Source organism: Lacticaseibacillus yichunensis (assembly GCF_003946405.1).
Taxonomy (GTDB): Bacteria; Bacillota; Bacilli; order Lactobacillales; family Lactobacillaceae; genus Lacticaseibacillus; species Lacticaseibacillus yichunensis.
In genome coordinates this window covers 119,423-133,737 of record NZ_RHOG01000001.1, presented here as the reverse complement: position 1 = coordinate 133,737, position 14,315 = coordinate 119,423, and the positions used below count along the sequence as shown (strand labels likewise).

The following is a 14,315-nucleotide window of genomic DNA, read 5'->3' as shown; positions in this document are numbered from 1 at the left end:
AATAAGTTTCCCTAACACCGACGGGAGGAATCTCGAAAATGAAGAGGGAAAGGGATCCAACCTAAAATTTGGCAGGCCGGAGCACGCTTCGGCCTGTTTGCTGTGCCTTCAGAAGGCTTTTATGGATCTTGCGTCTCAGGATGGTTCTGATCAAAGGCGTGTGCCTCGAATTTTCGCCAGCCGGGGCTTAAAATAAGGCCATACAGAAAGAAGGCTGGCAGATGCATACAACTGTTGAATTTCCCACGTTCGGTCTTGGGACGAATAAGGTCGGCGGACACAATTTGTTCAAGGACCTCAACGATGAGGATGGGTTTGCCGTGATCGAGCAGGCGCTGGCGGATGGCGTCACGCTGTTTGACACGGCGTACATATATGGCAAGGGGCGCTCCGAGGAGATCATTGGTGAGGTGCTTCAGCGCAGCCGCGCACGGTCGCGTGTGCTGATCGCGACCAAAGCTGCGCAGGATCCGGCAAACGATTGGCGGCCCAATAACTCGCCGGCGTTCTTGACGCAGGCGGTGGATGACGCGTTGCGCCGCCTTCAGACCGACACAATCGACCTGTTTTACATTCATTTCCCAGATGCGACGACGCCCAAAGATGAGGCGGTCGCCGCGCTGGCCAAGTTGAAGCAAGCCGGCAAGATCCGGGCGATCGGCGTCTCGAATTTTTCGCTGGCGCAACTGAAGGAAGCCAATCGGGACGGCTTGGTCGATGTGGTGGAGGACAATTACAGCTTGGTGCACCGCGAGGCCGAGCGCACGCTGTTACCTTATCTGAAAGAGGCCGGCATCGGCTTTGTCCCGTATTTCCCGCTTGCCTCGGGACTTTTGACCGGCAAGTACAGTGCGGCGGATGGGGCGCGTTTTCCACGCTTCACGGCGGGCCAATACGCGGGGATCATGACCGGGCTGGCGGAAGTTCGGGATGTGGCAAAGGCGCATGACGCAACCGTTGCGCAAGTGATTCTCGCGTGGTATGTGCAAAATCCGGCGATCATGACCGTCATTCCCGGCGCGCGGGTGCCACAACAGGTGACCGCCAATGTTGCGGCGCTCAAGCTCACGCTCAGCTCGGCGGAATATGAACAGATCGATCAGGCGTTTTCGACATTTAAATAAAAGCAACTCAAGGCGCGGACAAATGAAAAACTTGTCCGCGCCTTTTTGCGTTCGTTGAAAAAAGGCTTGACCTTTTTCTTCCTGCGTTATACTGTACATATGCACATATATACAATGTGCGAGGAGGAACACAAATGTTAGAGGTGCATGGTATCACCAAACATTTCGGCGATCAGCTGGCGGTGGCGGACGAATCGTTCACCATTCACCCGGGCGAGATCATGGGGTTGATCGGCCAAAACGGCGCCGGGAAAACGACGACGTTTCGCATGATCCTTGGCTTTTTGCGCACTGATGCGGGACAGATTCTCTGGGATGGGCAGCCAGTCGGGAAGATGAACCGCGACCTGATCGGCTACCTACCAGAGGAGCGCGGGCTTTATCCCAAGCTGAGTATCGAGGAGCAGGTCGCCTTTTTCGGCCAGCTGCACGGCATGCGCAAAAAAGACGTGCTGGACGCCTTGCCGGAGTGGCTCGAGCGCTTCGATGTGAAGGGCAAACGCACGGACAAGCTCAAGGATCTCTCTAAGGGCAATCAGCAGAAAATTCAATTGATCTGTGCGCTGATCTTCCAGCCGAAGTTGTTGATCCTGGACGAACCATTTTCCGGGCTGGATCCGGTGAATGCGAGCCTGCTGGAACAGGGCATCCAATTGATGAAAAAACAGGGGGCCGCGATCATTTTTTCCAGCCATGATATGTCCAATGTCGAGGCTTTGTCCGATCATTTGGTGATGCTGAAAAATGGCGAGACGGTGCTATCCGGCACGGTAGATGACATTCGCAATCAGTTCGGCCGCACGCGAATCTATCTGCAGGACCCGCCGCTGGACGAGGCACAGTTGCGCGCCTTGCCTGGGGTCACAGAGGTCCAGCAGCATGCCGGCCATTACACCTTGCACCTCAGCGATGAGGCGGCTGGCCGCGACATTTTCACCGCTGTCACGCAAAATGGGTACATTGCCCAATTTGCGCAGGCGGCGCCGACTTTGGATGAGATCTTCCGCTTGAAAGCAGGTGAGCCGAATGCGTAATCTGAAATTGATCGCGGGGCAGGTGTTCCGCAAAAATATCCGCAGTTTTTCCTGGTGGTCGCTGGTCTTGATGCCGCTGATCGGCGTCGCGGTGATCGGCGTGATCGCCTTTGTGATGAGCCAGACGCAAAAGCCGGCCACCGTTTTGGTCAGCGGCCCAGCCGCGGTCCAAACGGCGCTGGTCAAGCAAAGCAGCGACAGCCAGCACTACAAGGCTGTTGCCAGCAAAGCCGCCGGTGAAAAACAGTTGGCGGCAGAAAAGGCGGATGGGCTCCTGGTGCTGGCCAGCCTGCCGACGAAAAAGGCCGAGCTGTTTCAACGCGACGATGGCCAAAACATCCAGACCGACAGCCTGACTGCGGCGCTGGGCGGGCTGAACACTGCCGCCGTTGCGCAGTCGCTGGGCCTGACGCAGGCGCAGCTGAGCGAGCTATTGACGGCGCCGAAGTTGGCCAGTTCCAGCGTCACCTTCACCGCCAGCGGCAAAATGACCCTCGCAAAAAGCAAGTCCGAGGACCTGAAGAGCATGCTGTCGCTGGTCGTCGGGCTTGTGATGTATCTCTTTTTGCTGAGCTATGGCACAATGATCGCCCAGGAGATCGCCACGGAAAAAGGGTCGCGCATCGAAGAGTCAATTCTGACGGCGATGCATCCGAGCACGCAATTTTACGGCAAGATCACCGGCGTGGCTGGCTTGCTCGGGGTGCAACTTGTCGTGTATGCCGTGATGGGCGGGGTCGCCTGGGCGGTGCGGGACAAAATTCCCCAGGTGCGCGATCTGCTCAAGAGTTTTGACTGGTCGCAGATCGGTTGGCCGTTTGTGTTGGTCGTCATGGGCTTTTTCATCATTGGCATCCTGAGTTACACGATTTTGGCCACGGTCTGCGGCTCGCTGGTCGCGAATCAGGAGCAAGCTGGCCAGGCACTTCAGCCGGTGGTGATGGTGTCGATGATCGGCTATTTTGCGGCGATCATGGCGGGTTCCGGCAACAGTCCGATCATCGCGGTACTGAGCTACGTGCCATTTCTGTCGCCGATGATCATGCCTGCGCGCTTTGGCGTCGATCAAGTCGGCCTGGCCAACGTCAGCGTGGCACTGCTCCTGAACCTCGTCTTTTTGGTCGCCTTCACCTGGCTGGCCGCCAAAGCCTACGCCGCAAACGTTTTGGTCTACAACGATAGCGGCCTGTGGAAAGCGATGAAGAAGAGCATCACGGTGGCCAAGGCGCGGTAAGCATTTTTGAAAAATAGAAAGAAGGGAATTGCATGCAGGTCGTCTTATCCAATCAGGCCGGGGTGCCGATCTATCAACAGATCGAAGACCAGGTGAAAACACAGATTCTCAATGGCGACTGTCCGGCGGGGATGCAGCTCCCGTCGATTCGGGAGCTGGCCAAGGACCTCAAGATCTCTGTGATCACCACCACTCGAGCCTACCGCGACCTTGAAGCGCAGGGCTTTGTGACCAACATGCAAGGCAAGGGGACCTTTGTGGCGCCGCAGGACAACGAATTGATTCACGAACACGCCCTGCGCGCAATTGAAAATGGCCTCCAGATGGCGATCGACGCGGCCAGACTTGGCGGCGTCGAGACGGCTGATCTGCACACGATGCTCGACACCTTGCTGGAAGGAGAAAATGATGGCTGATCTGCTCACGGTCAAAGACCTGACGAAACAATACCAGGAATTCACGCTTGGCCCGTTGTCTTTCAACGTGCCGGCGGGTTACATTTTGGGCATGATCGGCCCAAACGGTGCAGGCAAAACGACGACGCTGCGGCTCTTGCTGGACATGGCGGCGCCGACTGCCGGGACTGTGACGCTCAACGGGGACACGACGCCGGCCGCCCGGGCGCTGGCCCGCGCAGAGGTTGGCGTGGCGCTGGACACGACTGGCTTTCCCGAAAGCTGGCGCGTGGCGGATGTGGATTCCGCCATGGCGCTGTTTTTGCCAAATTGGGACGCGGCGCGGTTCCACGAGCTGATCGACTTGTTTGGCGTGGCTAAAAAAACGGCATACAAGAAGCTCTCACGCGGCACGCAGGCCAAGGTGAATCTGGCGGCAGCGCTGAGTCATGACGCCAAGCTTGTGATCTTGGATGAACCGGCGGCGGGGCTGGACCCGATCGCGCGCGACCAGTTGATGACGCTGCTTCAGGCGTATATCGAAGACGGCCAGCATTCGGTCATCCTCTCCAGCCACATCACCGGCGACCTCGCCCGCATCGCGGATTATCTGCTCTACATCGTGGGCGGCCACCAGCTATTTTTCGGCGAGACGGCCACGCTTCTGGACCGCTATGTGCTCGTCAAAGGCGGGCGCGGCAAGCTGACGCCGGAGCTGAAGAAATTGGGACTTGGGCTGCGCGAAACGGCGGTTGGGTTCTCGCTCATGATGCGGGCAGAGGCGGCGCGCAACTTACCGGCTGGGCTGACAATCGAGCCGGTGGATCTGGACGCGCTGATGATCTATTACGGAAAAGAGGTGCAGGCGGATGCGCAATAGTGTCAAAGTCGCGCAGCTGGATCTGCGCACGCTTCAGATAAAATTCCCATGGTGGGCGCTGCTTTTGGCAACCGATGCGGTGATCTTGGTGCTGGCCATGCTGAATTTTGACGTGTTTGCCATCATCGTGGGCATCGTGTTTGGGGCGGGTAGTTCGGTGGTAATGGTGCCGTTTTACAGCAATCAGCAACGCGGCGTCGACGGCTTGTTGGCGGCTTTGCCGGTGACGCGCCGGCAAGTGGTGCTCGGCCATTATCTGTTTGCGGTGGGCGTGCAGTGCGTGATCGCCTTGAATCTCTTCGTCGTGGCTGCAATTTACAGTTTCATGCGGCCGGAAGATCTGCCGCTTTCGGTGGCCGCCATGGTGGCATTGGGCGCGCTGACTTTTTTCCTTGTGTTAGTCGCGGTGCCATTCCCATTCTTGATGCGCGTCGGCTATTCCAGCGCGACGATCGGGATCTACACCGGGGTGATTGTGCTGGTGGTGATCGGGCTCAACTTTCTGTCCGCGCTCGGCGATAACTTTTCGCCGAGCTTCACCTTTGGCTGGGTTGTGGCAGGGGCCGTCGCGTTGTTGGTGGGGTCGGTGCCGCTGAGTCTGCATTGGTATTCGAAACGAGAACTGTAAGTTGAACTGAAGAAATGCGACCGCATGAACGAGGGCGGCCGCATTTTTTTGTTTGTGTCTAAGCCGGGCGTATTGTTGTTTATTTTGAAAATGCCAGGTATTCTCTGATGACAAATTCGAACAAGTCATACGGACGCGGAATGCCATTAATTGCGCTTGTCTTGAGCTTCTGACATCTTCCGAGGGCTTTTGGTGAGATGAAAGCGGCGGGATTTTTTTCGTGACGCACCCTGGCTGGGCAGCAGTGCCCATTTCGTTATTGATTAAGTTAGCATAATTAACGACCCAAACGACCGTGTATACGGTATCATGACAGAATAATGTGAAACGGAGGGACGCGCCCATGAAAAAACGGTGGCTCGCAGTCGCAGGTGCGATTCTGGTGCTCGGATTCGGCGTGGTCGTTTGGTGGCAAGATACGCAGCGTACTGTGGCCCGACCAGCGGCAATCGCGGCGGAAAAGTCAGATCAACAAGCCGCCAGCAGTCGGGCGGCGCGCAAAAAGGCCGAAGCGGCGAGTAGCTCAGCGGCGACCCAAGCGAAGGCAGCGGCTAAAGCCAAGGCTGAATCGGCATCGCGGGCCAAGGCCAAGGCGGCGTCGGCAGCCAAGGCGGCCTCGCATGCCAAATCAAAGGCAGCCGCAGCGGCAAAAGCCCAGGCCAAAGCGGCGGCCGCCGAAGCCAAAGCTAAAAAGGCAGCGGCCCAAAAAGCAGCGGCTTCCTCCAAAGCCAAGGCAGCCAGTGCGGCATCCACGAAATCGCAGGCCGCCACGACCGGCACCACTTGGGCGGCCCGGCAAAAGCAGTTGAAGGCCTATTTGACTGATGTGGCGGCGGACGGCACCGTCAGCGTCAGTTACACAAATTTGACCCCGGTGGCTGGCTCCAAGGCGGCCGCGTCGGCGCCGGCCCGCTACAAATATGAGACCAGCGTGAATGGCAGGACCTGGACTGTGTCGGCCAGCACCTACAAGCTTTACATCACCGCGTTTTTGTATCATTTACGGTTGACGGGCCAGCGCAAGTGGACAAGTAGCGATGCCCTGAATTTTAAAAATATGATCGAGCAGAGCCTCAATCCATTTGCGGAAGGCATCCGGTCGACTTATGGCAACACCACGATCAATGGTTATCTCAACACGTTCGGCATCACGAGCCCCTTTGTGACCGGCCAGGCGGCGTCGACGACTAGCAATGATCTGATGCGCCTGCTCAAGCTTTTGGCGGCGGGCAGCGCGCCTTTTTCGGACGCGACAATGCGCAATGAGCTACTATCGTACATGGGCGTGCAGATCTATCGCAGCGGCATTCCGGCCGGCGTGGCGAGTGTGACACCTGGTGCGACGGTGCAGGACAAGGTCGGGTTTTTGAATGATCAAAATAACGATGCGGGGCTCGTCACTTTGCCGACTGGCCAGCGCTATCTATTGGTGATCATGACCCGCGGCCATGGGCAGGAGACGCTTGATTTTTCACGGATCAAAGCCATTGCAGCGCAAGTTGAATCGATCATGTATGAGTGAGCGGACCGTTGCCAAAAAAATACCGCACGTTTTTCAAAAACATAAACGGTTGATTATGTTGACGATAAGCAAATACGTGTTATAATTTTCCCAATAAACAATATGGGAGGGTTTTCATATGGAAGTCACGAAAGGCGCGATCGTACAGTGCAAGCCAAACGGCAACATGGAGCACCCCTTTACTGGTAAGGTCGAGAAGGTCTACGAAAATTCGGCGTTCGTGTCGATCATCGAATACGATGACGAAGACACGATGAATGCCCGCGAGCTCTTATTCCGCGCGGTCATTGCGAAAAAGAAGATGAAAGTCCTCAAGGCAGGCGAGCCGATGCCCCTGCCGGCAATCGACGAGGTGGGTTGACCGCCAATTTGCTGGCTGTGTTATAATCGAAGACTGTAAGTAGACGCAGATAAATCAGGCTAGACAGAAATAGGGGGACCTTCTTTGGACGAAGAGATCGCAGTCGGTGATAACGTTTCGGTGCGCAAGAGTACAAATGTGCCGCTGAGCTTCAAGGGCACAGTGGAAAAATTGTACGCGAACTCGGCTTTGCTCACCATCACCAGTTTTGCAGAGGCAGATGCCAGTCTGGTCGAAGACTTGAAGCATAAGACCGTCGTCAACTATAAACACATCCGCAAGGGCGGCAAGGCGGTCATTCCGCCGCAGCCAGAAGAGAATAAGTAATGCGAGAAGACTTGCTGCGGCAGGTCTTTTTGCTTGCCTGATCATGCACAATGGCTCGCATTTTCGCCGCCACGCACGCCGCGAAAATGCTATGCTTGGGGCATCCAAATTTGTGGGGAAGAGGCCAACAGTCATGGCAACCTTCGATTCAAGACTCAGCAATCAGCTCCATCACCGCACCATCCGCCGCTTTTTGCCGGCACCTATCAACCCGGCGACCATCGACGCCTTGGTGGCAGTGGCGCAGCACACCGCGACGTCGCATTTTCTTCAGTCTTTTTCCATGATCTCGATCACGGATCCGCAGCTTAGGCGGCAGATCGCGGCGATCTCCAAGCAAGATTATGTGGCGGGAAATGGGCATCTGTTTATTTTCGTTGCGGACCAGCACCGGGCTTGGCAGATCGCCCAGCGTGCCGGGATCACGGCGACACACCTGGGGTCGGCGGACAAGTTCCTGCAGGCGACCTCGGATGCGTTGCTGGCCGCACAAAATGTGGTCAACGCAGCCGAGAATTTGGGCCTGGGCACTGTTTTGCTCGTCAGTATTCTCAATGACCCGTTGCAGTTGATCGACTTGTTGCAACTGCCACGGCTGACTTTTCCCGTGATCGGCCTGATCGTGGGCGTGCCAGATCAAGCGCCGCAGTTCAAGCCGCGGCTGGATTCGGCGCTTGTGCATTTTGAAAATCGCTATCGTTTGCCGGCGGATGAGGCAGCGCGGGTGACCGCGTACGATGAGGTGATCCGCGAGTATTACGCCACGCGGGACACCAATCAGCGCGCCGAGACGTTTTCGCATTTGATCTCTGGCAGTAGCCAAGTGCTGCCAGCGCATCGGGGGGACTTGAAAGCCGCCTTGAGTCAGCAAGGATTTTTCGCCGAATGAGAAGCCGAGGTGTTCAGCTCGCAATTGCAGGCGTCATCCTGCTACGCTTGAAGTAGGAAAGGAGGTGTTGCCCCCATGACAGACTTCGATGCGATGAAGGATAAGGTCGTCGGCAAGGTGAAGGAAACAGCTGGCAAGGTTTCCGGTGATGAAAAGCTGGAAGCCAAAGGCAAAGCTGAGCAAATGGCAGGCGAGGCCAAGGACAAGGCCGCCGAGCTGAAAAAGAAAGCCGAAGATGCAACAGACGACGCCACTGACAAAGTGGCAAAGAAGTTCAATGACGCCGTCGATTCATCAAAGAAATAACTCATTTGCTGGGTCCATGGCGCTCAGCACATAAGGGCTCCCCGCTCGCCAGGGAAAAAGCCCGCAAAAAAATCGGCCCTGCGCGACGGACGCAGCGGCCGATTCTTTGTGTTCCGTGGGAGTCAACGTGGTGTTGCACGCTGAATCATAAACTGCCAAACATACAGCGTCACCGCCAAGAGATACGCGCATGTGCCAATCAGATACGCAAGTGCCAGGTGCAGCGTCATCGCGGTGTAAAGCGCATCGATGAGCAAGGTAAAGCCGATGAAAAACCAACGCTTGTAGCCGGTATCGATGGTGGATTCCCCACACCAGGTCAGCAAGGTAAAAACGGCCAGGCAAAATGCGGCCAACAACGCCCAGCGCAAGGCGCCAAGCCACAAAGCCGCATCGTCGAGTTGCAGCAGTCCCGCAGAGCCCAGCGCGCTGGCCAGCAGCACGACATGGCCCAGCACAAAGGCCGGCAGATGGGTGGCGGCGCGGGTGAAATGGGGACCGGCGATGGCGTACATCGCGAGCATCAGCCCGATCGCAATGGCGGCCGGCAGTGCAGTCTTGGGCGCGCCCCGACCATCGCTGGCCAGCTGAATCAAAAGCAGGCCAAGCACCAATTCCACGAGTAGGACCACATGGCCAACCGGCAGCTGACCTGTTTTTCGCGCGAGGCGCATGGCGCCAGCAAAGGCCACCAGCTGGGCCGCCCACAGAAAGCTGGTAGCGAGCCCGGTCGGCAGAAAACTGACCGCGGCGGTCGCCAAGGCGCCGGCCCCCACCAGCCCGCTGGCCAGCCCGTCCCGGTGCCAGGTTTGCCAAGCGAGCCAGCCTTCCGCCCCGGCAATCGCCAAGGTGGCAGGCAGACTCGTGGCCACCTGGGTGCCGGCTGTGATGGCAAACACAAGCGAGAATCCGAGTGTGATCAGGGGCGTGAGGCTGTGCAGGTAGCGGCGGGTGCCGGTGATCAGCAGTGTTTGCAGGCCCCAGATGGTGATCCATGCCACAAAACGCAACCCGCTTTCGCCGAAACTGGCAAGCGTAGTGGCGGCGGTCATGGTCGCAAGTGGGGGCAGTGCTGCCTGCAGAAGGGTCGCGGCGGCGATCAATAGCAGCACTTGTTCGAGTAGGGTGGGACGGGCAGTCTTGGGCATGGGAGATCCTTTCTGACGATTCAATAAGGCCAGTTTCTCAAAAATAAGCGGGCGCTTCAACCGGCTATAGCCTGAGACTGAGGGCGCGGGGCCAGATGACAAAAGTGTTCGGTCAAAATGGCGATGCTGGACGATTTTTCCCATTACGGGGATAAAAAAAGAGCCGAGATCGCTCTCAGCTCCGAAAAAACTAGTCCGTGACGGTCAAGCCCTGTTCGGATGGCTCAAGCGGCACCACTTTGCCCGCGGTCAATAGTGGCGTCAGTGTCTGCAGGAAATTCAGCTGCGTCTTTGGCGCAACGGCGATGAGCGCCGGCCCACTGCCGCTTGGGAACACCCCGAACCCGCCGACTTGCCGGACTGCGCGCCGGACCATTTCCGCATGTGGAAAATAGTTCGGCGTGACCATTTCGGCGAGTGGCTCGATCGGGAAATGTCGCATCAACCAGATCGTATCGCCGGTGGCCAGCGCGCGCAAAAGCGGCTCCAGCCCGGCGCTTTCGATCTCGTGCGGCTCGCTGAGCGGCACCGGGAGCGCGGTGAAGTGATCCGGCACATACAGCGCGCCTTGGACGCCATGGAGCTGCAGTTTCTTGACGGCTGTCCCGTTGAGCTGGACAAACCCGCCATGCAGCGCCGCGGCCATCGCAGCCGGAAATGGCTCATAGGGTGCGGCGAGCTTGGCAATGCGCGGCAGCTCCAAGGCCTCGCCGTTCAGCGCGGCCGCCAAGGAAAAACCGGCGAGCATTGCGGCACTTGAGCTGGACAACCCTTCGCCCATCGGCAGCTGACTTTCCACCTGCAACTGATGCGGCACCAAGGTCGGATCGGCCATCAGGGCTGCCTCCACGATCGGATTAGACTGATCGGATGCGATTCCCTTTGTTGAGGATGAGACTTCCCATTCCAGCGCTTCATCGCCGACAGTCACGGTCATGCCGCGGTCGACCGCCAAGCCAAGCGAGTTGGCAAGCGGCGTCCGGGCAGTGACGACACCTGGGACCCAGATCTTCATTTGGCAGCACCTTCTTTCAAAATTAGATATTAATAGTATATCTAATATGGCTCTCATTTTCTACCGTTTTCAGCAAAATTAACAAAATGGTATACTGGTCGCATCAGGAGGCGCTCATGGTCAAATTGGTCTTAGTGCGGCATGGCGAAAGTGCTGCGAATTTTTCAAATACATATACTGGCTGGTCGGATGTCCCCCTCACAGCGCGCGGGGCGGCGCAGGCTAGCGCGGCGGGGCAATTGTTGGCGGACACAGGCATCGCCTTCACCTGCGTGCACACCTCGGTCCTGCAGCGAGCGATCACCACGGCCTATTTAGTGCAGGACGCGATCGGTCAAAATTGGCTGCCGATTCAAAAATCATGGCGACTCAACGAACGACATTACGGCGCGCTGCGGGGGCTGAATAAAGATGCGACCCGCACGCTGTTTGGCGCCAACCAGGTCGCGCGCTGGCGCCGTAGTTATCAGGCCGAACCGCCGCTGCTTCACGTGCCGGTCGCGGGCCGGGCGTATGCGGCTTTTCCCGCCACCATCATCTCGCGTGGGGAAAGCCTCGCCGATGCCAGCCGGCGCCTGTTGCCATACTGGGCCGACGAGATCGCGCCGCGGCTGATGCGTGGGGAAAATCAATTGGTCGTTGCCCATGGCTCGACGCTGCGGGCGTTGATCAAGTGGCTGGAAAACATCGGGGATGCGGACATTGATGGCGTGGAAGTCGCAAACGCCGAGCCGATCATCTACACGCTGGGGCCGGACCTCAGCATTGTTGCCAAAGAAGTTCTGGTGGCCGACTGACCGGCTGCTGGGACACAAGGAGGGTTCACGATGAACTATCGCACATTAGGCAAAACAGGCTTCAAAATTTCGGATGTTTCGCTGGGCACCTGGCAGCTTGGCGGTAAATGGGGCGCCCCGTTTGACCAGCAAGTCGCAACGGCCACGCTGGAGGCGGCGGTCGCAGAAGGTGTTAATTTCTTCGATACGGCGGATGGCTACCAAGATGGCAACAGCGAGCGCACAGTTGGCGCTTTTCTGAAGACCCATCCCGAGGTCCATTACACAACGAAGATTGGGCGCAAAGAGGGGCCTTTGAGCCTGGCCCATTTTCAGCCGGATGCGCTGGATCGCTACATCGACGACTCACTGAAGAACATGCAGACCGACGCACTGGATTTGGTGCTCCTGCACTGCCCGCCAATGCAGGCGTACTATGATCCAGAGATCTTCTGGCACTTAGATCAGTTGAAACAGGCGGGGGAAATTCGCAACTATGGCGTTTCCGTTGAGCGCGTCGAAGAGGCGATCAAGGCGCTGGATTATGATGTCTCCGCAGTCGAGATCATTTTCAACATGTTTCGTCTGCGCCCCAGCAAGCTGTTTTTCGACCTGGCGCAAAAGGCGAATGTCGGGATCTTGGCGCGGGTGCCACTGGCAAGCGGCCTGCTGTCCGGCAAATACACGGCGGACACCCAGTTTGCCCCGACGGATCAGCGCAGTAATAACCGCAATGGCGAATTGTTCGATAAAGGCGAGACCTTCTCCGGCGTCGATTATCTGACCGGCGTAAAGGCGGCGCAGGTCCTGAAAACACGCCTGGGGACGGACAACTTGGCCGCGCTGGCGCTGCGTTGGTGCTTGATGTTTCCGGCCGTCTCCGCGGTTATTCCGGGTGCCAGCAATCCCACCCAGATCACGTGCAACACCGATGCGTCGGACTTGCCTGCATTGACCCACGAGCAAATGGGTATTGTGCAGGATGTCTACGATGACTATATCAAAAAGCCGGTCGACTATCTTTGGTAGAAGCGCCCGGCCAGCCCCGGTTTCGCCCACGCGCATGGGCGGCAGCCGGGGCTTTTTTTTACGCAAAAAAACGCCTCGCAGCGGGTTGGCTACGAGGCGTTCGGTTATGCAACTAGTGCGGTTACTTGGAAGCCAGTGACCCCATCGGATCCCATGGCTTGAGCACGGTCGGGTTGTCATACTCGTTGGTGATCACGAGCTGCAGGTCAGCTGGCAAGTACTTCTTGTTGATGACAACTTGGTAGACGAATTCGTCGAACCAGGCGTCACTTGCAACGAAGTAGCCTTTTTCGCCGACTTTATCGCCCCAGGAGTTCTCGACCTTCCACTTGGTCGGCTTGCCGTCAACAATGTCAACGCCAGTCAGGACCATCGCGTGGGTCATCAGGCTTTCGCCGTAATCGAGACGTTCTGCCTTGGTCATGGAGAAGTCAACGTCAAACAGCGTGTCCTTGTCGTAGATCTTGGTGTCAAGAATCCCGATCTGACGGTCAGAGGACTGGCCAACATCACTGCCGAACCAAACTGACTCGCCGGCTTCAAGCTGCTTGATGGCGAGCTGCTTGAAGGTGTCGATGTCGAGGTTCAAGTGACGCACTTCGCGGCCGCCGATGACGTTGCCGAGCATCTCAACGGTGTAAAGGTGGTTGTATGGCTTGTCAGCGGTCGGGCCGTTGATGATGCTTTGGTAAGCGGTCAGGTCCCAGCCGATATACTTCGCAAAGAAGGTCTTCGGGGTGAGGTCGCGGTCGATGTGATATTCCTTGTCATCGTCGCGATACTCAAAGTCAAATTGTGTCGGCGGGTTGCCCAGCGTGTAAGCCAAGATGCGGTAGATCTCGCCGAGCTTCTTGGTGCGCGCGGCCTGGATCTCGTCATCACTGGCGCCATCTGCGACCAGTTGGCGAAAATCAACAGCATCCTTACGCAACTTGAGGTTCAAAACGGAATCCAGTTCGTTGGACTTGCTGGAGCTGTAAGTCTCAGGCATCACAGACTTCGGCACGATGCCGTATTTTGCGATGAGCGCCGTCAGCATATCCCACTGGCCGCCATCGCCTTGTGGGGTTGCCATCAGCCAAGCGACTTTGCGAGAGTCGATCGGCTCGCCTGCGGTCTTCAGAACATTCTCATAAAAGTAGTTGGACTTTTCGAACTTGTCCCAGAAGAAGGTGTAGTTCTGGCTCAGCTCAAAATCTTTGATCTTGAACTGCTTTTGAATGCCGTGACGCATCGTGTTGAGCGCCGCGAACATCCAGCAACGGCCGGATTGCTTCTGGTTGGCAACGGCGCCAGTGTCCAGTTCGATGGAGAAGGTCTGGTCCATCGCCACTTTGGAATCGGTGCTTTCGGCAGTCTTCAAGACACCGTTGTTCATAACGGCCTTTTGAATGACGTCATGGGCTGGCGTGTTTTCAAGGTCAGCTTGGAACTTGCTAAGATCATCAGCTGTGATAGCTGTAGACATGCGCTTCACTCCTTAAATTAGAAAATAATGATATTTTTCAGACTTCATCAGTTTAGCATAAAGCCGCTCGCAATTGAACTGGCTGACGCGCTTTTGCGTAATCTCTACAATAGTTGGGCGAAATGTTCAACCACGCGGCGCGAGTGCCTGATCTGACGGCAAAAAAACGTGGTTAGTTG

The 14,315-nt window shown here is 57.0% G+C and carries 16 protein-coding genes; 13 read left to right on the top strand and 3 right to left on the bottom strand.

Annotation, left to right across the window (positions count from 1 at the left end; genetic code table 11):
- Positions 1-221: 221 nt before the first annotated feature.
- From EKM95_RS00585 to EKM95_RS00535, 11 genes are all read left to right on the top strand, one after another.
- Complete coding sequence (locus EKM95_RS00585) at positions 222-1,124, top strand: aldo/keto reductase (RefSeq protein WP_125695890.1); 903 nt, start codon at positions 222-224, stop codon at positions 1,122-1,124.
- 134 nt (positions 1,125-1,258) lie between these two features.
- Entirely contained in the window at positions 1,259-2,158 is a 900-nt protein-coding gene (locus tag EKM95_RS00580; RefSeq protein WP_125695889.1) for an ABC transporter ATP-binding protein, read from the top strand.
- Positions 2,151-3,392 carry an ABC transporter permease gene (locus tag EKM95_RS00575; protein WP_125695888.1) on the top strand — a complete coding sequence of 414 codons (1,242 nt, stop codon included), beginning with the start codon at positions 2,151-2,153 and terminating at the stop codon, positions 3,390-3,392. Before EKM95_RS00580 ends, EKM95_RS00575 begins: the two co-directional genes overlap by 8 nt.
- A gap of 32 nt (positions 3,393-3,424) precedes the next feature.
- Positions 3,425-3,808: a GntR family transcriptional regulator gene (locus EKM95_RS00570; protein WP_125695887.1), complete on the top strand. Its 384-nt coding sequence runs from the start codon at positions 3,425-3,427 to the stop codon at positions 3,806-3,808.
- On the top strand, positions 3,801-4,667 hold the full coding sequence (locus tag EKM95_RS00565; RefSeq protein ID WP_164510030.1) for an ABC transporter ATP-binding protein: 867 nt from the start codon (positions 3,801-3,803) through the stop codon (positions 4,665-4,667). The genes EKM95_RS00570 and EKM95_RS00565 overlap by 8 nt, the downstream gene beginning before the upstream one ends.
- A complete protein-coding gene (locus EKM95_RS00560; protein WP_125695885.1) occupies positions 4,657-5,295 on the top strand; it encodes an ABC-2 transporter permease in 639 nt (212 codons plus the stop codon). Before EKM95_RS00565 ends, EKM95_RS00560 begins: the two co-directional genes overlap by 11 nt.
- Positions 5,296-5,638: 343 nt before the next feature.
- Positions 5,639-6,817, top strand: coding sequence for a serine hydrolase (locus EKM95_RS00555; protein ID WP_125695884.1), 1,179 nt, complete (start codon positions 5,639-5,641; stop codon positions 6,815-6,817).
- Positions 6,818-6,935: 118 nt separating this feature from the next.
- Entirely contained in the window at positions 6,936-7,178 is a 243-nt protein-coding gene (locus EKM95_RS00550) for a DUF2187 domain-containing protein (RefSeq protein WP_125695883.1), read from the top strand.
- Positions 7,179-7,262: 84 nt separating this feature from the next.
- Positions 7,263-7,505 carry a DUF2187 domain-containing protein gene (locus EKM95_RS00545; protein WP_125695882.1) on the top strand — a complete coding sequence of 81 codons (243 nt, stop codon included), beginning with the start codon at positions 7,263-7,265 and terminating at the stop codon, positions 7,503-7,505.
- Positions 7,506-7,638: 133 nt separating this feature from the next.
- Positions 7,639-8,394 (top strand): NADPH-dependent oxidoreductase, encoded by a 756-nt coding sequence (locus EKM95_RS00540; RefSeq protein ID WP_125695881.1) that lies wholly within the window; start codon positions 7,639-7,641, stop codon positions 8,392-8,394.
- Positions 8,395-8,469: 75 nt separating this feature from the next.
- Positions 8,470-8,700, top strand: a complete 231-nt coding sequence (locus EKM95_RS00535) for a CsbD family protein (protein ID WP_125695880.1) — start codon at positions 8,470-8,472, stop codon at positions 8,698-8,700.
- Between the two features lie 122 nt (positions 8,701-8,822).
- Here EKM95_RS00535 and EKM95_RS00530 read toward each other — a convergent pair whose 3' ends face one another.
- On the bottom strand, positions 8,823-9,848 hold the full coding sequence (locus tag EKM95_RS00530) for a hypothetical protein (RefSeq protein ID WP_125695879.1): 1,026 nt from the start codon (positions 9,846-9,848) through the stop codon (positions 8,823-8,825).
- A 190-nt stretch (positions 9,849-10,038) separates the two neighbouring features.
- The gene (locus EKM95_RS00525; RefSeq protein WP_164510029.1) at positions 10,039-10,863 is read right to left on the bottom strand and encodes a GHMP family kinase ATP-binding protein; all 825 of its coding nucleotides are present in this window, start codon (positions 10,861-10,863) and stop codon (positions 10,039-10,041) included.
- Positions 10,864-10,979: 116 nt separating this feature from the next.
- On the opposite strand from EKM95_RS00525, the gene EKM95_RS00520 reads away from it, so the two are divergent.
- Entirely contained in the window at positions 10,980-11,660 is a 681-nt protein-coding gene (locus tag EKM95_RS00520; protein ID WP_125695877.1) for a 2,3-bisphosphoglycerate-dependent phosphoglycerate mutase, read from the top strand.
- 30 nt (positions 11,661-11,690) lie between these two features.
- Positions 11,691-12,668 carry an aldo/keto reductase gene (locus EKM95_RS00515; RefSeq protein ID WP_125695876.1) on the top strand — a complete coding sequence of 326 codons (978 nt, stop codon included), beginning with the start codon at positions 11,691-11,693 and terminating at the stop codon, positions 12,666-12,668.
- A gap of 121 nt (positions 12,669-12,789) precedes the next feature.
- Here EKM95_RS00515 and EKM95_RS00510 read toward each other — a convergent pair whose 3' ends face one another.
- On the bottom strand, positions 12,790-14,136 hold the full coding sequence (locus EKM95_RS00510) for a C1 family peptidase (RefSeq protein WP_125695875.1): 1,347 nt from the start codon (positions 14,134-14,136) through the stop codon (positions 12,790-12,792).
- Between the last annotated feature and the right edge of the window lie 179 nt (positions 14,137-14,315).